Origin of the sequence: Neoaquamicrobium sediminum (genome assembly GCF_040970315.1) — a bacterium.
Lineage (GTDB): Bacteria > Pseudomonadota > Alphaproteobacteria > Rhizobiales > Rhizobiaceae > Aerobium > Aerobium sediminum.
Map to the genome: position 1 here is coordinate 693,128 of NZ_JAZHFV010000006.1, position 19,678 is coordinate 712,805.

Below are 19,678 nucleotides of genomic sequence, written 5' to 3' on the forward strand. Positions count from 1 at the left end.
GCATCGGCATGGAAATGTTGCAGAGGATTTTCGTGGTGGGGGTGCCGTCCGAAGTCGCCGAAGGTGATCGCTCCGCGCGGGCGCGGGCGACGATCGGCGTGCTTGCACTGGCGCTCGTCGTCGTTGCCCTGTTCAGCCTGACTTCAGGGGCATCGGATGCCTCCGCATGGGATGTCGTCGTCGGCTGGATGTTTTCCGGCGAAGTAGCCGATGCGGCATTGAGCGCGCGTGACCGGATCATCGTCCACGACATACGCCTGCCGCGCGTGATCCTGGGCATTCTCATCGGCGCGGCACTGGCCGTCTCAGGCGCGGTGATGCAGGGCCTGTTTCGCAATCCGCTGGCCGATCCTGGGCTCGTTGGCGTTTCCTCAGGTGCAGGGCTCGGGGCGATCACGATGATCGTGCTGGGCTCCACCGTCCTGGCGCCGGTGACGGCGCTGCTTGGCATTTACGCCTTGCCGCTGGCGGCCTTTGGCGGCGGGCTCGTCACCACACTCGTGCTCTACCGGGTCGCGACCCGCAGGGGACAGACGTCGATCGCAACGATGCTTCTGGCGGGCATTGCACTTGGCGCCATGGCCGGCGCGTTCTCCGGCGTTCTGGTCTACCTCGCCGACGACCGCCAGCTCCGCGACCTCACGTTCTGGGGCCTCGGCTCGCTGGCAGGCGCGACATGGACCAAGATCGCCGCCGCCGGGCCGATCATCGTGCTGGCGCTTGTGGGCGCGCCCTTCATGGCACGAGGGCTTAATGCGATGGCGCTTGGTGAGGCGACTGCCCATCACCTCGGCGTTCCCGTACAGCGCTTCAAGAATATCGCCATCGTCGCCGTTGCTGCCGCAACGGGCGCATCGGTGGCTGTCTCGGGCGGCATCGGCTTCGTCGGCATCGTCGTGCCGCATCTGTTGCGGTTGCTCATCGGCCCGGATCACCGCTTCCTGCTGCCGGCATCAGCGCTTCTCGGCGCTTCCCTGCTGCTGCTCGCCGATGCGGTCAGCCGCACCATCGTTGCACCGGCGGAACTGCCGATCGGCATCGTCACCGCCGCTGTCGGCGCGCCGTTCTTCCTTTGGATTCTGCTGCGCAGGCGCGGCATTCTCGACCTGTGAGGAGACAAGCCATGATCGAAGCACGCGACGTTTCGGTTTCAATCGGGCCCAAGCGCATCCTGCAGGATGTGAGTTTCGATGCCCGTCCCGGCGAAGTCACGGCGATCGTCGGGCCGAACGGCTCCGGTAAGACAACTTTCCTCAAAGCCCTCTCGGGCGACCTGACGGCCAAAGGCGCGATCCGGCTGAACGGGCGAGACCTGCGCGAGATGAAGCCCTGGCATACCGCTGGCCTGCGTGCGGTGTTGCCGCAGGCGACGACGTTGTCGTTTCCGTTCACCGTGCGCGAGATCGTTCGGCTGGGCATTGTCAATGGCCGTTCCGGTGCGCTTGCCGGCGAAGACGAGCGGCTGCCCGAACGTGCTCTGGCGCGTGTCGACCTCGAGGGTTTTGCGGGGCGTTTCTATCAGGAGCTTTCGGGCGGCGAGCAACAGCGCGTGCAGCTTGCGCGCGTGCTGTGCCAGGTCTGGGCGCCGGTGCTCGACGGCGAGCCGCGCTGGCTGTTCCTCGATGAGCCGGTCTCGAGCCTCGACATCAAGCATCAACTCGTCATCATGAAGATCGCGCGCGATTTCGCCACGCGCGGCGGCGGCGTGGTCGCCATCCTCCACGACCTCAACCTGACATCGATGTTCGCCGATCAGGTGACGGTGATGAGCAGGGGGAGGGTGGCCTCGTCCGGTGCACCGGCTGAGGTGTTCACCGACGATCTCATCCACCGGGTGTTCGAGTGCAGGCTGAAAGTCGGTGCGCTGCCTGCCGGCAACGCGCCGTTCATCCTGCCGCAGTCGGCAAGCCTCTAAGGGATCAGCCGTTCGCGGCGAGGCGGGGCAGGTCGTCGATGCCAAGCCGGTCGCGCAGCGAGAACCGCGCGCTGGCAAGGTCTTCGATCGTATAGCTCTCAAGCACCTGGAAGAAAGCGCCCAGCGCCTTGCGCAGCGCCTCGTTGAGAGCGCAGGAGTCGATCAAGGGACAGTCGGCCGAATCGTTTTCGAAGCACTCGGCCATCGCGAAATTGTCTTCGGTGACCCGCACGACATCGAAAAGCGTGATCTCCGAAGCAGGCTTGCCCAGCCGCACGCCGCCGTTGCGGCCACGCACGGTCTCCACCAGCTTGTTCTCGACAAGCGGCTGCAGGATCTTGAACAGAAACAGTTCCGACACCGAGTAGGCAGCCGCGATCTCGGGAATGCGGCTTAGCCGTCCCTCATTGGCCGCGCAGTACATCAGGATACGGATAGCGTAGTTGGTCTGTCGTGTGAGCCGCATGGTCTGCCTTTCGAGGGGCGCGAAGCATATTCGTTGATATGGAGCATATCTTAGAACCATTCCAGAGTGCAACGAAAAAATCTGGAGTGAGAAATTCAACTTATAATCGAACAGGGATGATCGAGCGCATGGCTGGCATGTGCCTTGCGCATCGCGCGGAGCTTGCAAATCATGCTGCATTGCACAATATAAGCGCGTGTCGAGTTGCGATGACTCGGGGAGGACCCACGAGGATTGCGACATGCAACAGCCGCCAAACCATGCGGCCGCGCCGCTTACGGGCACTATACGGCTACTGAGACATTCGGAACTGCCCCAGTTCAAGGCGCATCTGCTGCGGCTTGACGCGGACAGTCGCCGCGATCGTTTCAACGGCCCTACAAACGACGGTTTCGTTTCCTCCTATGCCGAGCGCAGTTTCGGCACCGGCGCGCTGGTCATCGGTTATGTCGAGAACGGCCAGGTGTTGGGTGCTGCCGAACTTCACGAGCGGCCGCAGGACCCTGAGCCGACGGGTGAGATCGCCTTCAGCGTCGAGCGTCATTTGCAGCATCGTGGTCTTGGCAGCCTGCTTTTCGCGCGGCTGATCGAGAGTGCGCGGGCTTTCGGCTACGAGCGCCTGCTTGTGACCACCCATCCGCAGAACGAGGCGATGAAGCGCCTGGCGCGCCGGTTCAACGCGTCTTTGCGGTTCGAGGATGGCGAGACTCTTGGTGTCATCGGGCTGGAGCCAGTACCGCCATTGCCGGCACGGCCTGGCGCCGGCGCGTTCGGCACGCTGCTGGCCGCCGCTTACTGATCGAAGACCTCTCGCGGGAACTATGGCGGGTGACGAACGCCCACCGACGCCCCACATTGAGCCGCAGCAGCGGAATCAGATGACCGAGAGGACAGCCCATGGCGGCCCCATCGCAAACGGCCGGGCACGAAGCGGCGCAATCAGCCGACGACGCGGCCAAGATTGCAGCGCTCAGGCGCACCAAGGCTGTGGCCACGGCCGCGCTGGTCGCCTGCGTCGGCGTCTTCCTCGGCGCGAGGGCGTTGCAGGACAGCTACCCGGCGTTCGCTTATGTCGCAGCCTTTGCCGAAGCTGCCGCGATCGGCGGGCTTGCCGATTGGTACGCCGTCGTTGCGCTGTTTCGTCGCCCGCTCGGCCTGCCCATCCCGCACACCGCCATCATTCCTGCCAACAAGGACCGCATCGCCGACAATCTCGGCCGGTTCATCGAGGTCAATTTCCTGGCTCCCGGGCCGGTGCGCGAAAAGCTGGAGGAGGTGGATTTTGCGCTCCTCGTCTCCGAGTGGCTTTCCGATCGCAGGCGGTCCGCCGGCCTTTCCCGCTTTGTCGGAAGGCTCGTGCCGCAGGCGCTTGCAGCCGTGGAAGGATCGGGGCTGCGGGATTTCGTCGTCAAACGCGTCACCGAACAGGTCGAGAAGGTACAGGTCGCGCCGTTGGCGGCAGACCTGCTGACGGCCTTTACCGCCGACCGGCGTCACCAGCAGCTCTTCGATGAGTTGCTGCGCGTCTTCGGGCGGCTGCTGTCGGATGAAGACGCGCTGGCCGCGATCCGCGACAAGATCAGGCAGGAACTGCCCAGTCTCGCCAACCTGTTCAAGGCCGACGCCTATCTGCTCAAAAAGATCGTGGCCTCGGCCGCCACGCTCATTGCCGAGGTGGAGGCCGATGCCGAACATCCGATGCGGCATGAGTTCGACCGTTTCGTCAAAGGGTTCATCGACGACCTGCGCACATCGCCCGACTATGCGGCGCGGGCCGAGCAACTGAAGCGCGACCTGCTTGCGCGGCCCGAACTGCGTGGCCTCGCCGGCGATTTCCTGTCCAGCCTGCGCTCGTTCGTCGAGCAGGACCTGGCTTCCGACCAGTCTGCAGTGCGCCGGCATCTGGCGGACATGTTCGTGCAGGTCGGCAAGCAACTCGCCGATGAGCCCGAAATCCGCGCCGACATGAACCAGGGCTTCGTCATGGCGCTCGCCTCTTTCGTCGAGAACCAGAAGAGCGGCGTCTCCACCTTTATCGCCGATCAGGTGCGGCGCTGGGACATCCTGCAGCTCACCCGGTTGGTGGAGATCAATATCGGTCGCGACCTGCAGTATATCCGCTTCAACGGCATGCTGATCGGCGGGCTGGCAGGACTTGCCCTGCATGTCGGCGAGAGGATCATCTTCCACAATTGAAGCGCGTGGCGGCTGTCTCTACACTCGCGGAGGCGGTACTCCCGATGCCGCCGAGAATGGGGAGGAATTCATGCCTGATCGCGCTGACGGTGCGGTGCCGCCACAACCCGGGCGTCTGCGGCAGACCGAAATCTACGTCACCGGCGCCGGGGGTAAGCGGCCGCTGGTGCCGGTCGCACCGGACGCGCTCGAGCGGCGTGCGGCGAGGCGGATGCGACGCGAGGCGGCCGCCTACATCATCGGCGGAGCCGGCAGCGAGCATACGATGGCGGCCAATCGCGCCGCCTTCGAGCGTCGGCATCTGTCCCCGCACGTCCTCAACGACGTCTCCGTTCGCGATCTATCGGTCGAACTGTTCGGCCGCACGCATCGCGCGCCCGTACTGCTGGCCCCGATCGGCGTTCTGGAGATGGCGCATCCGCTGGCAGACCGCGCGGTTGCCCGCGCCGCCGCGCGCGAGGGCATTGGATACGTCTATTCCAACCAGGCATCGGTTGCGATGGAAGATTGTGCCGCCGAGATGGGCGACACGCCGCGCTGGTTCCAGCTTTACTGGTCCAGCGATGACGAGGTTGTGCGCTCGCTCGTCTCGCGTGCGGAAAGCTGCGGTTGCGAAGCGATCGTCGTGACGCTCGATACGACGCTGCTGGGCTGGCGGCCGCGCGATCTCGACCTTGCCTATCTGCCGTTTCTTCGAGGGTTGGGGCTGGCGCAATATCTGAGTGACCCTGTCTTTCGCTCGAAGGTGCCGCCGACGCCACCCGAAACCGGCTTCCGGCCGAGGGGAGCGGGCATCCTCAGCACCGCGCTGAGCCTTCGACGCAAGGGGCGCGAGCACGGGTTGACCATGCAGCAGATGCGCTCGACGGTGGCGCATTTTACCGCCACCTATTCGCGGCCGGACCTCAACTGGTCCGACATCGCGCGCCTGCGCGATATGACGAAGCTGCCGATCCTGCTCAAGGGGTTGCGCAGGGCGGACGATGCGGCGCTCGCCGTCAAGCATGGCGTCGACGGCATCATCGTGTCGAATCACGGTGGACGGCAGGTCGACGGCGAGGCGGCGACCCTCGATATGCTGCCGGCGGTGGTAGAGGCCGCCGGCGCGATGCCGGTGCTACTCGATTCGGGCGTACGCTCGGGAGCGGATGTCGCCAAAGCGCTGGCGCTTGGCGCACGCGCCGTGCTGCTTGGCCGCCCCTATGTCTACGGCCTCGCGCTTGCGGGCGAGGGCGGCGTGTGCGAGGTCATCCGCAACATCGTTGCCGAATTCGACCTGACGCTGGCGCTGTGCGGCCTGACGCGCGCGGCGGATCTCGACAGACGGTGCCTGATCGAGACTTGAAGCCGGAAGGACTGAACTTGGCGGACAATCAACTGACATTCGCCGACCTCGAATCGAAGGTTGGCGAGGAACTTGGCGTGTCGGGCTGGATCGAGGTCGATCAGTCGATGATCGACAGCTTCGCCAAGACCACGCGCGACAACCAGTGGATCCATGTCGATGTGGAGCGCGCACGCACCGAAAGCCCCTATCACGCGCCGATCGCCCATGGCTTCCTGACCCTGTCGTTGATTCCGGCACTTGCCGCCGAAATCGGAACCCAGCCACAGGGCGTATCGGTGGCGATCAATTACGGGCTCGACCGGCTGCGCTTCCTGGCTCCGGTCAAGGCTGGCGCCAGAGTGAGGCTGCGCTCGACGCTGATCTCGCTGGAGGAGAGGGCACCCGGCCAGCATCTGATGAAGTCGGCGAGCACGATGGAGATCGAGGGCGAGGAGCGTCCGGCCTTCGCGGCCGAAACGCTGCTGCTTCTGCTCACCGAAGGCTGAAAGCGAGCCTATTCCGCATCGGGCTGCTTTGCGGGTGCGGCTTCCTCGAAGGCAGGTAGCGCCATGCACGCATCGCGGATGCGCGCGATCGTCGGATATGCGGACATGTCGACGTTGAAGCGGGCGTTGTTCGCGACCTGCGCGACAAGGCAGATGTCAGCCATGCCCGGCGTATTGCCGTGGCAGAAAGTGCCCGTATGCGGGCTTTCGGAGAGCATCTTCTCAAGCGGTTCGAAGGTTTCGTTCACCCAGTGCCTGAACCACGAGGCGATTTCGGCGTCGTCAGCGCCGTAGCGGCTCCGCAGCGCATTCAGCACGCGCAGATTGTTCACCGGATGGATGTCGCAGGCGATCATCTGCGACAGCATGCGTACCCGTGCCCGGCCATGGGGATCGGGGGGCAGAAGCGGGGGCTCTGGATGCATCTCGTCCAGAAACTCGATGATCGCCAGCGACTGGGCGATCATCGTCCCGTCGTTCCACACAAGCGCGGGTACGAGCCCTTGCGGATTGACCGCAAGATATTCAGGCGCGCGATTGCCGCCGTGGCGCAGATGATGCGCGACGTAGGTATAGTCGAGCCCTTTCATGTTGAGCGCGATGCGAACCCTGTAGGAGGTCGACGAACGGAAATAGTTGTGCAGGACGATGTCGGTCACGGTTACCCCTCGGGACCCGGCTTACGGCGTGGCGTTTCGGAATTTTTGCCACCTTCGCGGCCGGCGCGTTGTCTGTGCGGCAGGTTTCCCTGAAAACACGCAGAGGGGCAATAGCAAAGCCTTGCGCGCGCCTCCGACCCAAGGGGCTTCCGTCGCCTACAAAATCGGGCGATTGCCGGAAAAGTCGGAAAAACGGCTGATACCTCTGGTTGCGATTTCAGACCGTTTCGGAAAAATGAGTTCTGAAATCCTGGTGGGGGCCTACGGGCGATGGGGTCTGATCGCTGGCGTGAATACGGCACATGGCACGAGTTGTTCGATGCCGTCAGCAACCATGCCGGCCATTACGACAATACGGAACTGGCGAGCCTGCTCTGCACGCGCACGGGCAGAACCAGCCAGAACGATTTCGAAGGCGCCAAGACGAAGCTGAGAAGCTGGCGCAGCGGGAAGCGAGTTCCGCGCCGGAAGAGCTTCTTCGCCCTGTCGTCAATTCTCGACGTGAGGTCCGACCCGGAACTCGAGGCGCGATGGCATGCGCTTTACGAAGCGGCAAACGGCAAGGGGGATGCTCCGTCTGACGGCGATGAGGCACTGGATTCCCGCTCGGTCCAGGCGGGGATCGCCGCGAGCAGATTGCGTGTCGTGGCAGCCTTTTCCGCAGTGTCGGTGTTGGGGGTGGGCATCGCGATAGCCGCAATCACCAGAGATTATCAACCTCCATCGCCCGAACTTCCGGCGGTCAACTACAATGCCCACGTGCGTGTCGCGCTTGGCAGAAGTCAGCTCATCCACGGAGATTACCTGGACTGCGACGGCTCTGTCCCGGACTGGCCGCTCGTTGCGCAACGGGTGCCGATAACGCCGTTGGGCACGTTTTCCGACGGAGGGCTTGCCCGCAAGATGGTCAACGATTGCGGGCGGGAAATGGTCGTCCGGGCCGTCATGTTCACGGGGACGGCACTCGGGACCGAAGAGGTCAGGTTGCTTGACGATTACATGAAGATCGAGGTGGTCGATACGACCACCGGACTTTGAACAGGGGGTATGACATGGCCTTGGACGACCTACAGCAGATCAACCGGTGGCACATCCTGTTCGATGAGTTGTGCGTGCGGGCCGGCTTCCACGATGCCGCTTCTTTGGCGGCACGCTACTGCGAAGTGGCCGGAAACGGCGCCCGGAAGGAGCATGATACGACGCTGCGCAATCTGAACAACTGGCGCTCCGGCCGTCATATCCCGCGCCTGCGCAGCCTCAGAATTCTGGAGCAGGTGTTGGGTGTCCGCGACGATCCGGCTCTCCTGGAGCATTGGACGGCGCTCTATCGGCAGGCGAACGAGACGGGGGAAGACAGTCCCGCGGACGTCACACATTCGGCAAAGGGGGGCGCTTTGGCTTCCGTGGCCGCGCGATGGGCATCTTCGCTTCCCGATCTGAGGACGATTGCAGGAGCGGTCGTGGTCTTCGGGTTGGGCATTGCGATGGGCAATGTCTGGGCTTCCGGCTGGCGACCATGGGGCGGGCCGGCGGACAATGCACCCGTGGTGCGCTACAATCCGGAAGTGTTCATGACGGTCGGCCAGAGCAAGGTCATCCACGCGGAACGTGGAGATTGCGGAGAACTGCCGCGCGACTGGCCGGACGTTGTCGCCGACCTGCCGGGGCCTGCGCTCGGTACCTTTTCAGACGGCGGGCTGGCGCGGCGCAACAGTATCTTCTGTAAGGGCATGACGCCTGCGCGAGCGATCGTGTTCAACGCCGAGCGTGTCGGCGTAGAGGAATTCCGCATCCAGGGCGATCATCTGAAGGTGACGATCAGGCCTGCCGAATGACGTCGGCCGAAACCGTCGCTGGCCGCCCGGCTGACGGCGGTGTGGTGCCTTCCATGGCTAGTCGCCGTAAGGCACCCACACGTTCTTGACCTCGACGGCGCGGCGCAGGAACGGCTTGAGCGAGCCTGCCTCACCGTTCCAGTCGACGGCCTGTCCGTTCGAGGTCCAGACACGCTTGAGGTTGCCGGTGGATTCCAGCTCGGCTGCCTTGCAGGTTGCAGCGTCGGCGACGAGCCAGAGACCGTCGACATCATCGTGCTTGGCCAGCACGCTCGCGAGTTCGCCTGTGCGCCCGGTGACGATGTTGACAGCGCCTGCGGGAATATCCGACGTTTCCAGCACTTGGTAGAGGTCGGTCGCGACCAGCGGCCAGCGTGCTGATGGCACCGCGACGACGCTGTTGCCCATGGCCAGCGCCGGGGCAAGCATCGCGACGAGCCCGAGCAGCGGCTGCTCGTCGGGCGCGACGATGCCGACCACGCCGACCGGCTCGTTGAGCGCCAGTGTCACGGCGCGGGCAGGGGGATTGTGCACGGTGCCTTCGAACTTGTCGGCCATGCCTGCGGCTTCGAACAGGCGTTCGATCGAGGCGTCGACCTCTGCGCGCGCCGCCTTCGCCGATGCGCCGGTGAGGCTTGCGATGCGCGCGGCGAACTCGTCGGCGCGGATCGTCAGGTTCTCGGCCAGAAAATAGAGCACCTGCGCGCGATTGTAGGCCGTGGCGCCCGCCCAGCCCTTGGCGGCGCGTGCGGCGCTGACGGCGTCGCGGATGTCCTTGCGGCTGCCCAGCCCGGCTTCGCCGGCATGGCGGCCCTTGGCGTCGTGAACGGCCATGGAGTAGTTGCCGTCCGGACGCGTCTGCTTGCCGCCGATGAAAAGCTTCGGCGTGCGGTCGATGAAGGAGCCGTCGCCGTCGGAGCGCTCCGAGGTGCCGCCTGGCGCCTCATAGGCCTTGATCGGCTGGCTCTTGGCCTTTGGCAGGGCGAGATACTCGACCATACCCTCACGGCCGCCTTCGCGCCCGAATCCGCTTTCGCGATAGCCGCCGAAGCCGCAGGCGGCATCGAACATGTTGGTCCCGTTGATCCACACCACGCCGGCCTTGAGCTGCGGCGCGACATGCAGGGCGAGATTGACGTTTTCGCTCCACACGGAAGCGGCCAGCCCGTAGCGGGTGTTGTTGGCGAGCTCGATCGCTTCCTCCGTGTTGCGGAAGGTCATCGTCGCCAGAACCGGGCCGAACACCTCCTCCTGGGCGAGGATGTTGGCGGGGGCTACGTTGGTAGCAAGCACCGGCAGGTGATACCAGCCGGTCGCTGGCACTTCGCCAGCCGGCTGCCAGCATTGCGCACCCTGCTTTTCGCCCTCGGCGACTAGGCCACGCACGCGCTCGAGCTGGGTGCGGTCGACCAGAGGGCCGATATCGGTGTTCTTGTCAAGCGGGTCGCCAAGCCGCAGCTTCTCCATGCGGGCGCGCACCTTGGCGAGGAAGGCGTCGGCGATGCCTTCCTGCACCAGCAGCCGCGAGCCGGCGCAGCAAACCTGGCCCTGGTTGAACCAGATGCCGTCGACGAGGCCTTCCACCGCGGAATCCAGATCAGCATCCTCGAAGACGATGAAGGCCGATTTGCCGCCCAGTTCCAGCGACAGCTTCTTGCCCGAGCCGGCGGTTGCCTTGCGAATGATCTTGCCGACCTCGGACGAGCCGGTGAAGGCGATCTTGTCGATGTCGGGGTGATTGACGATTGCCGCGCCCGCTTCCGGGCCGCCATGAACGATGTTGACGACGCCCTTGGGTACGCCGGCTTTCTCGCAGATTTCGGCGAACAGCACCGCCGTAAGCGGCGTGAATTCGGCCGGCTTCAGCACTACCGTGCAGCCTGCCGCGAGCGCAGGCGCGATCTTCCAGGCGAGCATCAGCAACGGGAAATTCCACGGGATGATCTGGCCGGCCACGCCGACCGCTGCATAGCCCGGGAACTCCTTGCCCAGCGACTGCGCCCAGCCGGCATGATGGATGAAGTGGCGGACGGCCAGCGGCACGTCGATGTCGCGGCTTTCGCGGATCGGCTTGCCGTTGTCGAGCGATTCCAGCACGGCGAACAGCCGCGCATGGCGCTGCATGGCGCGACCGATGGCGTAGAGCACGCGCGCGCGCTCATAGCCGGAAGCGGCCTGCCACTTCGGCAACGCCTTGCGCGCGGCGGCCACAGCGGCGTCGATGTCGTCATGCCCCGCCTCGGCCAGGCTCGCCAGATGCTTGCCGGTGGCGGGCTCGGCCGTGTCGAACGTCTTGCCGCTCGCCGCCTTCTTCCACTGGCCGCCGATGAACAGGGACGCCGCGAAGTCGCGCGAGGCAAGCCACGCATCGGCTTCGTTGCGCGCCTCCGGGGCAGGGCCGTATTCCATGGCGTGATAGCGTTCGAGAATGTTCACGGTCGTTCCCCGTCAGGCCATGGCATGTCGATGGGCGGCCGAGTAGTGGCCGGTCAGGTGGTGTTCGAGCTGCCGCTCGATGTCGGTAAGCAGGCTCGACGCGCCGAAGCGGAAGAGGTCCGGTTCCAGCCAGCGGCGGCCGAGTTCTTCCTTCATCAGCACCAGCCAGTCCAGCGAGGCTTTGGCCGTGGAGATGCCGCCGGCAGGCTTGAAGCCGATCTTGAAGCCGGTGCGCTCCTCATAGGCTCGGATGGCGCGCGTCATGATGAGGCCGACCGGCAGGACGGCATTGACGCTTTCCTTGCCGGTCGAGGTCTTGATGAAGTCGGCACCCGCCATCATCGACACCATCGACGCGAGCATCACATTGCGCAGCGTCGACAATTCGCCGGTGCCGAGGATGACCTTCAGGTGCGCTTCCCCGCAGGCTTCGCGGAACTGCGCGACTTCGTTGTAAAGCACCTGCCACTTTGCGCCCAGAACCAGGCCGCGCGGGATGACCACGTCGATCTCGTCGGCCCCATCGGCGACCGACGCCCTGATTTCGGCGATCCGTGTTTCCAGCGGCGACAGCCCGTGCGGAAAGGCGGTGGAGACGGCGGCGACATGGATGCCGGTGCCTTCCAGCGCCTTGACCGCGGTCGCGACAAAGGGATGGTAGACGCAAACAGCCGCTGGCCGGATCACCGTTTCGCCCAGCCCGAGGCCGGCGACCAGATCGGCGCGCAGCGGGTTGCGCGCCTTGGCGCAGAGGCGGCGCACGCGCTCGTCGGTGTCGTTGCTGTTCAGCGTCGTCAGGTCCATCAGGCTGATTGAGCGGAGCAGCCATGCCGCCTGATTGTCGGCCTTGATCGAGCGGCGCTTGGTCAGCGTCGTCGCGCGACGCTCCAGTGCCGAGCGGTTCACATGCCGCATCTCTTCCAGCCAGCCCAGATCCAGCTTAATGCCGGGATTGCGCGGCAGGTCGGTATGCGCAGCCGCAGCCGCTGTCGGCAGCGTATGCAGGCTGGCGCCGGCAGCCTGTCGTGTCGAGGTGCTCGTCATGGCACTTTCTTTGTCCCGTTGGTCAAAGTTTATGCAGCTATCGCACGAATTCGAGCGAAACGAAACGGTGCGACGCAGCATGCCGCAGCGTTGTGAACCCTGTGTCGTCTTTGCGTCTGCACGGTGTCGCTTTCGCGTGTTTGCCGGCGATGCAGCCGTGGTTAGATGTGCGTGCCTGAGGTGCTGCTTCGTGTCGATCGAAGCGGAGAATTGGGAAGCCGGTCGAAATCCGGCGCTGCCCCCGCAACGGTAGCGGAGCTGAATGTCCCGACGGGAGACCACTGGACGACAATGTCCGGGAAGGTGTCGGGAAGGTCCTGCAAGGGACGGCTCCGGAGCCCGGAAACCAGCCTTCGGCATACGAAACCGACTGATCGCGGTGGGCGGTCAAGAGGCGAAGCGGCGCGGACAGGCCTGCATGGCCATGTCGCGGCTCCTCCTTCCCTCCATCACCACCAGTTCAGTCCTTGTGATGACGATGCGAGGACAGGACATGGATGCGCGCAACGAAATGCTGGGGCTGATCCGCAGCCGCAGATACGGCTATTCGCTGGAACAGCCCTTCTACACCGATCCCGAGTTCTTCCGGCTCGACATGGACCTGATCTGGTATCGCGACTGGCTATTCGTGGGCCACGATTGCGAACTGCCGAAGCCCGGCAGCTTCTTCACCGTTCAGGTTGGCCGGTATCCGGTCGTGCTGGTCCGCGATCGTGACGGGCAGATACGCGCCTTCCACAATTCCTGCCGGCATCGCGGCAGCCGCGTCTGCGCGGCCCAGAAGGGCCTCTCGGCGCGCCTCGTCTGCCCCTATCACCAGTGGACCTACGATCTCGACGGCAAGCTCCTGTTCGCACGCCAGATGGCGGATGATTTCGACCCGTCGCAGTTCTCGCTAAAGCCGGTCGCCTGTGAGAGCGCCGGCGGCTACGTCTTCATCTGCCTTGCGCCGGAGCCGGCCGACTTCGGGCCGTTCCGGGCCATGATGGAGCCCTATTTCCTGCCGCATCGGCTGGCCGATGCAAAGGTCGCCTACGAATCCACCATCATCGAAAAGGGCAACTGGAAGCTGGTCTGGGAGAACAACCGCGAGTGTTACCACTGCGCGGCCAACCATCCCGAGCTTTGCAAGACATTCCCGGAGGCCCCGACGGTGACGGGCGTCAACGGCGCCGAAAGCGACCCCGAGATGCTGGCGCATTGGGCGAAATGCGAGGCGGCCGGGCTGCCTTCGCGCTTCCGCATCGACGCGGGCGGCCAGTATCGCGCGACCCGCGCGCCGCTGCTGCGCGATGCGGTCAGCTACACGATGAGCGGCAAGCGCGCGGTGAACCGCAACCTTTCCGACACCGTCTCCACCGACCGCATCGGGTCGCTGCTGCTCTACCACTACCCGACGACATGGAACCACATTCTTGGCGACCACGCCGTTACCTTCCGCGTGCTGCCGATCAGCGCTACCGAGACCGCCGTCACCACCAAGTGGCTCGTGCACAAGGATGCGGTGGAAGGCATGGACTACGACCTTGCCGAATTGACCCATGTCTGGACCGAGACCAACGACCAGGACCGCAGGATCGTCGAGGAAAACGCCTTCGGCATCAACTCGCCCGCCTACGAACCCGGCCCCTATTCCGAGTTGCACGAGGGCGGCGTGATCCAGTTCGTCGAATGGTACGCCTCCTTCATCGAGCCGCGGCTGGCCGAGACGGAAACCCCGGCGCTCAGAAGCGTGGCGTGAGGCAACAGCGATGAACGCGATGACGGACGCCGCACTCTACCGCCACCTCGACGAGATGACGCCGTGGAACGACCGGCTTCAGGTGCTGGAGGTCATCGGCATCGCCGACGAGGCGCCCGACGTGAAGACCTTCACCTTCCGGTCCGACAACCAGACCTGGTTCCGCTACAAGCCGGGGCAGTTCATCACGCTGGAATTGCCGGTTGGCGACGAGCCGCTGCTGCGCACCTACACGCTGTCGTCGTCGCCGTCGCGGCCCTTCTCCATCGCAGTCACGGTCAAGGCGCAGGCCGGCAGTGTCGCAACGCGCTGGATGCTGGATCATCTGCGGCGCGGCGATCACATCAGGGCCTACGGCCCGGCCGGCGATTTCTCCCACCACGAATATCCGGCGGCGAAATATCTGTTCATCTCCGCCGGTTCCGGCGTCACACCGATGATGTCGATGCTGCGCTGGCTGAACGACTGCGCGCCATGGACCGACGTCGCTTTCGTCAACTGCGCGCGCCGGCCAGAGGAGATCATCTTCCGCAAGGAGCTTGAACTGCTGGGGAGCCGCATGCCCGGCCTGTCGCTGGGCTTCCTGATCGAGGAACGCTCCAGCCGGGAGAGCTGGTTCGGCCATATGGGCCGCATCGACGCGGTGCGGCTGCCGCTGCTCGCGCCGGATTTTCGCGAGCGGGAGATTTTCTGCTGCGGTCCGGAACCCTTCATGCGCGCCGTGCGAGAGATGCTGGAAACAGCCGGCTTCGACATGGCGCATTATCATCAGGAGAGCTTTGCCGCTCCCGTGGCCGAACCCGTGCCTGCACCGTTTACGCAGGACGGCGACGCCGCTGTCGGAGAAATCGCCCTGCCGGTCAGGTTCGCGGTGTCGGAGGTCGACGGCGAATGCGTTGCGGGACAGACCCTGCTGCAGACCGCGCGCGCGTCGGGTGTGCGGATCCCGGCCGCCTGCGAGTTCGGCCTGTGCGGCACCTGCAAGGTCAAGAAAGTCTCCGGCGCGGTCGAGATGAGCCACAATGGCGGCATACTCGATCACGAGATCGAGGAAGGCTTTATCCTTGCCTGCTGTTCGAAGCCGCTTTCGGCGCTGGAAATCGAGGCCTGACATGGGATCTTCTCCAATCCATGCCGACCTCAACAAGCCGACGTCACCGATTTCGCCGCGTCCGCCGCTGGCCCAGGCAAGCCCCGAGGAGGTTTTCCTGTCCTGGCTCATCGCATTGCCCGATGGAGAAGACGTCGCCGTTGCTGCGCGCAAGCAGATAAGACGGTTGGATGAGGCAACCACCGTATCGCCGCCGCTGCGCCGACTTCGCGCCTTGCTTGCGGAAGCGGCCGGAACACCGGATTAGATTTCCCCGTCAGGTGCTACGCTGCGTCAGACGCCGTCATGTTCATGTTACCCGCCGGTGTTAGCCGACGCTTGATCGATGTCGTGTTCGCGGGTCTTCTTGTGACCGGATGCGACGAATCTCTCGCGCGATGCGGCCGGAGGAACAAAGATGGATCACGACAGGGCGGGCAACGGTGCCGAGGAATGGCTCAAGGCCGAGCTCGAGGATACGCTCGACGAGGACTACGAGCTCGAACTGTCAGAACCGGCGCTGTCGCTCGAACTGTCCAAGATCTACAAGAAGGCCCACCCCCACGCGCTCGACCGTCATACCTATTTCCACGAGCTGATCCGCCTGCAGTCGGAACTCATCAAGCTCCAGGACTGGGTCGCGCACACCAAGGAAAAGGTGGTCGTCCTGTTCGAGGGCAGGGATTCCGCCGGCAAGGGCGGGGTCATCAAGCGCATCACACAGAGGCTCAATCCGCGTATCGTGCGCGTGGTGGCGCTGCCGGCGCCAAGCGACCGGGAAAAGACGCAGTGGTATTTCCAGCGCTACGTTCCGCATCTGCCGGCCGGCGGTGAGATCGTGCTCTTCGACCGGTCCTGGTACAACCGAGCGGGTGTCGAGCGGGTGATGGATTTCGCTTCGCCGCAGCAGGTGGAGGATTTCTTCCGCGACGTGCCGGAGTTCGAGCGCATGCTGCTTCGCTCGGGCATCAGGCTGATCAAATACTGGTTCTCGATCACCGACGAGGAGCAGCAGCTTCGCTTCCTGATGCGCATCCACGACCCGATGAAACAATGGAAGCTTTCGCCGATGGATCTCCAGTCTCGGGTGCGCTGGGAGCAGTACACCAAGGCGAAGGAGGAGATGTTCGCCCGAACCAGCATCCCGGAGGCGCCCTGGTACATCGTCGAGGGCAACGACAAGAAGCGTGCCCGGCTGAACTGCATGGACCACCTGCTACAGCAGATCCCCTACGAGCCGGTGCCGCACGAGGACATCGCCCTGCCGGAACGCGTCTTCAACCCGGAATACGAACGCGCAACCCTTCCGTACGACCTCTACGTCCCGCAAAAATATTGATCGCGCGCCTAATGCGGCTGGGTGGCCTACTGGGAAACCATCCATAGGCTGATCTGCGGAAAGAGGATCAGGAGTACCAGCGCGGTGATCTGCAGAAGCACGAAGGGAATGATGCCGCGGTAGATCGTGCCGATCGATATGTCCTTGGCCACACCGCGCAGGTAGAACAGCGCATAACCGAATGGAGGGGTCAGGAACGACGTCTGCATGTTGACGGCAAGCGCAATCGCGAACCAGGTGAGGGTCTCGGGTTGCGTCATGCCGAAGTCGAGGCTGGTCACGACCGGGGCGACCAGCGGCACGACGACCAGCGCAATCTCGACCCAGTCGAGGAAGAAGCCCAGCACGAAGACCAATGCCATGATGGTGAAAAGCACGAAATAGGGTCCGGTCCCCAGCGCATCGAAGGCATGGATCACCATCTCGTCGCCGCCAAGGCGCCTGAATATCACGGAAAAGATCGTCGCGCCGATCATCACGAAGATGATCATCGCGGTGGTTTTGGTCGTGTCTCGGACGGCCGTGCGTAATGTCGCGAGGTCGAGCTTTCCGGAAAACAGGGCGAGGATCATCGCGCCCGCCGCGCCGATGGCCGCGGCTTCCGTCGGTGTGGCGATACCGGCGACGATGGTGCCGAGCACCGAGACGACGAGGATGATCGGCGCCAGCAGGTCACGGGCGAGACCGAGCATCGCCGCCTTGCGGCTTTCCGCAGGGGCATGGTCGAGCGGCGGCATGCGGTGCGGCTGGAAGATGGCGATCGCGATCAGATAGAGAAAATAGAGCCCGGCCAGCAGCAGACCCGGCCCTATCGCGCCCATGAACAGGTCGCCGACCGAAACGCGGAGCTGGTCGCCGAGGACGATCAGCATGATCGACGGCGGGATCAGAATGCCGAGCGTGCCTGAAGCGGCGATCAGGCCTGTGGAAACCTTGGGATCGTAGCGGGCCTGCGTCATGGCGGGCAGAGCCATCATGCCCATGAGCACCACGGATGCGCCGATGATGCCCGTGGAGGCCGCCATCACCACGCCAATGATGGCGACCGCGAAGGCGTAGCCGCCGGGCAGCCGGCCGAACAGTGCCGCCAGCGACCGAAGCAGCCGCTCCGCGACGCCGGAACGTTCGAGCATCAGCCCCATGAAGACGAAGAGGGGAATGGCGATCAGCAGCCAGTTGGTCAGGATTCCGGAATAGATGCGCGATACGCCCGTCGACAGGAAGAGGATCGGCACGCCGGCCAGGAAAGCGAAGACGATGCCGATGCCCGAAAGAACGAACGCGACCGGGTATCCCGAAAAGATGCCCGCCACGAGCGCGACGAGCATGGCGAGCGGCCAGGCAAATTCAGTCATGGTTTTCGGCCGGGCCTTGATTGGATGCGGGAGAGAACAGCAGGCGCAGGGTCTGGGCCACGCGCGCCAGCGCGGCGATGCCCAGCAGCGCGAACCCGGCGGGGATCATGGCCTTGATGAGCCAGCGGTCCATCAGCCCGCCATAGGTCGAACCCTCGCCGGATGCGAACGAGGTCGCGGCGAACTTCCAGCCGTACCAGACGATGATGACGCAGAATGGGAGAAGAAAGACGATGTCGCCGAAAAGCGTCAGGCACAGGCGGGCACGCTGCGGCAAGCCCGCCACGAAAACGTCGACGCTCACATGCTGGCCGTCACGCAGGGCATAAACGCCGCCGAGAACGGCGATGATGGCGAAGATGTACCATTGCAGGTCGGCCAGGGTGTTTACGGTGATGCCGTTCCCAAGCACGGGAAGTGCATCTTCCCAGCGCCAGATCGCGTTCCAGCCCATCTTGGCGGCAAAGACCGTTAGTAGCACCGATGCGATCAGCGGCAGCACGAGCCATCCGACCACCTTGCCCGGCAGAACAACCGCGTCGAGCACGGCATCCGAAAGACGTTTCAACCTTCTCCTCCAGCGGTTTTACCGATGAAGCCTGTTACGCGAAATTCAGCGGTTGCGACAGCGCGCGACGGTTGCGGGTCCGGCTTTGTGCCGGACCCGCTCGTTTGCCTATCGCGGCAGGGCCTGGAGTTCCGACCAGCGCGACGTGCGCTCGATATAGGCGGTCAGGGAATCAAGCGCTTCCTTGAAGATGGGGTCTTTGGCCGCTTCTTCCTGAAGCACTTCGCCGGCTGCGGTGCGCATGGCTTCCAGCACTTCGTCGGGGAAGCGCTTGATGCTCACGCCGGCTGCCTCGATCTCCTCGACGGCTGCAACCTGCGCATTGAGCTGGTCGGCCATGTTTTCAGCGATGTTGGCCTTGCACGCCTCGACCATGATCTTCTGCTGATCCTCGGAGAAGCCGTTCCAGACATCCATGTTGACGATGATCGAATCCCAGCTCGATGGCTGGTGCCAGCCGGGGAAATAGTAGTTCTTGACGATTTTCTGGAAGCCGAACCCCTTGTCGAGCTGCGGCGCGGAGAACTCAGCCGCGTCGATGCGGCCGGTCTCGAGCGACACGTAGATTTCACCGGCGGGCACGAGCTGCGTGTTCGCGCCGAGTTTCGCCAGCGTCCGGCCGCCAAGGCCGGCGATGCGCATGTTGAGGCCCTTCAGGTCCTCGACTGTGTTGATCTCCTTGTTGAACCATCCGCCGGCCTCAGGCACGACGAGGTGGCACGGAATGACCTTCACGCCATGCGGGTCATAGGCCTTCTGGATGATTTCCAGACCGCCACCCTCGAACATCCAGCCGAGCGCGATATCGGGCGAGGGGCCGAAGGGCATCGAGCCGACTAGGTTGGCGACGGGAATCGACTCGGCCCAGTAGCCGATCCAGTCGAAGCCCATCGGGATCGCACCGCTCGATACCGCTCCGAAGACCTCGAAAGGTGGAACGAAGTCGCCGGCGCCGTGGACCTTGATGTCGACCTCGCCGTTGGTCATCAACCGCACCTTGTCGGCCCAGTTCACGGGGCTGGGGCCGATCGACGGAACGTTTAGTCCAAACACACTCTGCAGATCGAAGCTCTGGGCCATGGCCGACCCGGCAAATGCAACGGAAGCGGCCAGCGTGGCCGCGGCGATGTAACGTCTCATAAAAATCCTCCCAAGGCACCGCACAGCCGCGGCTCGTCTCCCTGCGACGTGTCCCGGCATC

At 64.2% G+C, this 19,678-nt stretch carries 19 protein-coding genes and 1 riboswitch; of the genes, 12 read left to right on the forward strand and 7 right to left on the reverse strand.

All coding sequences use genetic code 11. The features are described from left to right. Positions 1-8 precede the first annotated feature (8 nt). Positions 9-1,112 (forward strand): FecCD family ABC transporter permease, encoded by a 1,104-nt coding sequence (locus V1479_RS20090; protein WP_368804501.1) that lies wholly within the window; start codon positions 9-11, stop codon positions 1,110-1,112. An 11-nt stretch (positions 1,113-1,123) separates the two neighbouring features. Beyond that, complete coding sequence (locus V1479_RS20095; RefSeq protein ID WP_368804502.1) at positions 1,124-1,915, forward strand: heme ABC transporter ATP-binding protein; 792 nt, start codon at positions 1,124-1,126, stop codon at positions 1,913-1,915. 4 nt (positions 1,916-1,919) lie between these two features. Here the strand turns inward: V1479_RS20095 and rirA are convergent, their stop codons facing one another. After that, a complete protein-coding gene (gene rirA / locus V1479_RS20100) occupies positions 1,920-2,381 on the reverse strand; it encodes an iron-responsive transcriptional regulator RirA (protein WP_173191990.1) in 462 nt (153 codons plus the stop codon). Positions 2,382-2,622: 241 nt separating this feature from the next. Here rirA and V1479_RS20105 point away from each other — a divergent pair, with 241 nt between their 5' ends. The 4 genes from V1479_RS20105 (at position 2,623) to V1479_RS20120 (ending at position 6,410) form a co-directional block, all read left to right on the forward strand. Next, on the forward strand, positions 2,623-3,180 hold the full coding sequence (locus V1479_RS20105) for a GNAT family N-acetyltransferase (RefSeq protein ID WP_368804503.1): 558 nt from the start codon (positions 2,623-2,625) through the stop codon (positions 3,178-3,180). Between the two features lie 98 nt (positions 3,181-3,278). Beyond that, a complete protein-coding gene (locus V1479_RS20110) occupies positions 3,279-4,577 on the forward strand; it encodes a DUF445 domain-containing protein (protein ID WP_368804504.1) in 1,299 nt (432 codons plus the stop codon). 70 nt (positions 4,578-4,647) lie between these two features. After that, a complete protein-coding gene (locus tag V1479_RS20115; RefSeq protein ID WP_368804505.1) occupies positions 4,648-5,922 on the forward strand; it encodes an alpha-hydroxy-acid oxidizing protein in 1,275 nt (424 codons plus the stop codon). A gap of 17 nt (positions 5,923-5,939) precedes the next feature. Beyond that, positions 5,940-6,410 carry a MaoC family dehydratase gene (locus V1479_RS20120; protein WP_368804506.1) on the forward strand — a complete coding sequence of 157 codons (471 nt, stop codon included), beginning with the start codon at positions 5,940-5,942 and terminating at the stop codon, positions 6,408-6,410. Between the two features lie 8 nt (positions 6,411-6,418). Here the strand turns inward: V1479_RS20120 and maiA are convergent, their stop codons facing one another. Next, positions 6,419-7,069, reverse strand: a complete 651-nt coding sequence (gene maiA, locus V1479_RS20125) for a maleylacetoacetate isomerase (RefSeq protein ID WP_368804507.1) — start codon at positions 7,067-7,069, stop codon at positions 6,419-6,421. Positions 7,070-7,339: 270 nt separating this feature from the next. Here maiA and V1479_RS20130 point away from each other — a divergent pair, with 270 nt between their 5' ends. Then, positions 7,340-8,107 (forward strand): hypothetical protein, encoded by a 768-nt coding sequence (locus tag V1479_RS20130; RefSeq protein WP_368804508.1) that lies wholly within the window; start codon positions 7,340-7,342, stop codon positions 8,105-8,107. A 14-nt stretch (positions 8,108-8,121) separates the two neighbouring features. Beyond that, the gene (locus V1479_RS20135) at positions 8,122-8,904 is read left to right on the forward strand and encodes a hypothetical protein (protein WP_368804509.1); all 783 of its coding nucleotides are present in this window, start codon (positions 8,122-8,124) and stop codon (positions 8,902-8,904) included. 57 nt (positions 8,905-8,961) lie between these two features. On the opposite strand, the gene V1479_RS20140 is transcribed toward V1479_RS20135, so the two are convergent. Beyond that, on the reverse strand, positions 8,962-11,340 hold the full coding sequence (locus V1479_RS20140) for an aldehyde dehydrogenase family protein (RefSeq protein WP_368804510.1): 2,379 nt from the start codon (positions 11,338-11,340) through the stop codon (positions 8,962-8,964). 12 nt (positions 11,341-11,352) lie between these two features. Further along, positions 11,353-12,384, reverse strand: a complete 1,032-nt coding sequence (deoC, locus tag V1479_RS20145; RefSeq protein ID WP_368804511.1) for a deoxyribose-phosphate aldolase — start codon at positions 12,382-12,384, stop codon at positions 11,353-11,355. Between the two features lie 161 nt (positions 12,385-12,545). After that, a riboswitch (cobalamin riboswitch) is annotated at positions 12,546-12,753 on the forward strand. Positions 12,754-12,877: 124 nt separating this feature from the next. Here deoC and V1479_RS20150 point away from each other — a divergent pair. The 4 genes from V1479_RS20150 to ppk2 all read left to right on the forward strand — a co-directional run bounded on the left by V1479_RS20150 (position 12,878) and on the right by ppk2 (position 16,554). Next, a complete protein-coding gene (locus V1479_RS20150; protein WP_368804512.1) occupies positions 12,878-14,125 on the forward strand; it encodes an aromatic ring-hydroxylating oxygenase subunit alpha in 1,248 nt (415 codons plus the stop codon). Positions 14,126-14,144: 19 nt separating this feature from the next. Continuing rightward, positions 14,145-15,236: an FAD-binding oxidoreductase gene (locus V1479_RS20155; RefSeq protein WP_368804588.1), complete on the forward strand. Its 1,092-nt coding sequence runs from the start codon at positions 14,145-14,147 to the stop codon at positions 15,234-15,236. A 1-nt stretch (position 15,237) separates the two neighbouring features. Beyond that, entirely contained in the window at positions 15,238-15,483 is a 246-nt protein-coding gene (locus V1479_RS20160; RefSeq protein WP_368804513.1) for a hypothetical protein, read from the forward strand. 150 nt (positions 15,484-15,633) lie between these two features. After that, positions 15,634-16,554 (forward strand): polyphosphate kinase 2, encoded by a 921-nt coding sequence (gene ppk2, locus V1479_RS20165; protein WP_368804514.1) that lies wholly within the window; start codon positions 15,634-15,636, stop codon positions 16,552-16,554. A gap of 26 nt (positions 16,555-16,580) precedes the next feature. On the opposite strand, the gene V1479_RS20170 is transcribed toward ppk2, so the two are convergent. The 3 genes from V1479_RS20170 to V1479_RS20180 all read right to left on the reverse strand — a co-directional run bounded on the left by V1479_RS20170 (position 16,581) and on the right by V1479_RS20180 (position 19,617). Next, a complete protein-coding gene (locus V1479_RS20170; RefSeq protein WP_173191967.1) occupies positions 16,581-17,909 on the reverse strand; it encodes a TRAP transporter large permease in 1,329 nt (442 codons plus the stop codon). Beyond that, positions 17,902-18,477, reverse strand: coding sequence for a TRAP transporter small permease subunit (locus V1479_RS20175; RefSeq protein ID WP_368804515.1), 576 nt, complete (start codon positions 18,475-18,477; stop codon positions 17,902-17,904). Before V1479_RS20175 ends, V1479_RS20170 begins: the two co-directional genes overlap by 8 nt. Positions 18,478-18,585: 108 nt before the next feature. Beyond that, entirely contained in the window at positions 18,586-19,617 is a 1,032-nt protein-coding gene (locus V1479_RS20180; RefSeq protein WP_368804516.1) for a TRAP transporter substrate-binding protein, read from the reverse strand. Positions 19,618-19,678: the final 61 nt, after the last annotated feature.

Bases quoted from the DNA above. Each gene is read 5' to 3' on its own strand.
- V1479_RS20180 (WP_368804516.1), bottom strand. From the start codon at position 19,617: ATGAGACGTTACATCGCCGCGGCCACGCTGGCCGCTTCCGTTGCATTT.
- V1479_RS20135 (WP_368804509.1), top strand. From the start codon at position 8,122: ATGGCCTTGGACGACCTACAGCAGATCAACCGGTGGCACATCCTGTTC.
- V1479_RS20115 (WP_368804505.1), top strand. From the start codon at position 4,648: ATGCCTGATCGCGCTGACGGTGCGGTGCCGCCACAACCCGGGCGTCTG.
- V1479_RS20170 (WP_173191967.1), bottom strand. From the start codon at position 17,909: ATGACTGAATTTGCCTGGCCGCTCGCCATGCTCGTCGCGCTCGTGGCG.
- V1479_RS20105 (WP_368804503.1), top strand. From the start codon at position 2,623: ATGCAACAGCCGCCAAACCATGCGGCCGCGCCGCTTACGGGCACTATA.
- ppk2 (WP_368804514.1), top strand. From the start codon at position 15,634: ATGGATCACGACAGGGCGGGCAACGGTGCCGAGGAATGGCTCAAGGCC.
- V1479_RS20150 (WP_368804512.1), top strand. From the start codon at position 12,878: ATGGATGCGCGCAACGAAATGCTGGGGCTGATCCGCAGCCGCAGATAC.
- deoC (WP_368804511.1), bottom strand. From the start codon at position 12,384: ATGACGAGCACCTCGACACGACAGGCTGCCGGCGCCAGCCTGCATACG.
- V1479_RS20095 (WP_368804502.1), top strand. From the start codon at position 1,124: ATGATCGAAGCACGCGACGTTTCGGTTTCAATCGGGCCCAAGCGCATC.
- rirA (WP_173191990.1), bottom strand. From the start codon at position 2,381: ATGCGGCTCACACGACAGACCAACTACGCTATCCGTATCCTGATGTAC.
- V1479_RS20130 (WP_368804508.1), top strand. From the start codon at position 7,340: ATGGGGTCTGATCGCTGGCGTGAATACGGCACATGGCACGAGTTGTTC.
- V1479_RS20160 (WP_368804513.1), top strand. From the start codon at position 15,238: ATGGGATCTTCTCCAATCCATGCCGACCTCAACAAGCCGACGTCACCG.
- V1479_RS20155 (WP_368804588.1), top strand. From the start codon at position 14,145: ATGACGGACGCCGCACTCTACCGCCACCTCGACGAGATGACGCCGTGG.
- V1479_RS20090 (WP_368804501.1), top strand. From the start codon at position 9: ATGGAAATGTTGCAGAGGATTTTCGTGGTGGGGGTGCCGTCCGAAGTC.
- V1479_RS20110 (WP_368804504.1), top strand. From the start codon at position 3,279: ATGGCGGCCCCATCGCAAACGGCCGGGCACGAAGCGGCGCAATCAGCC.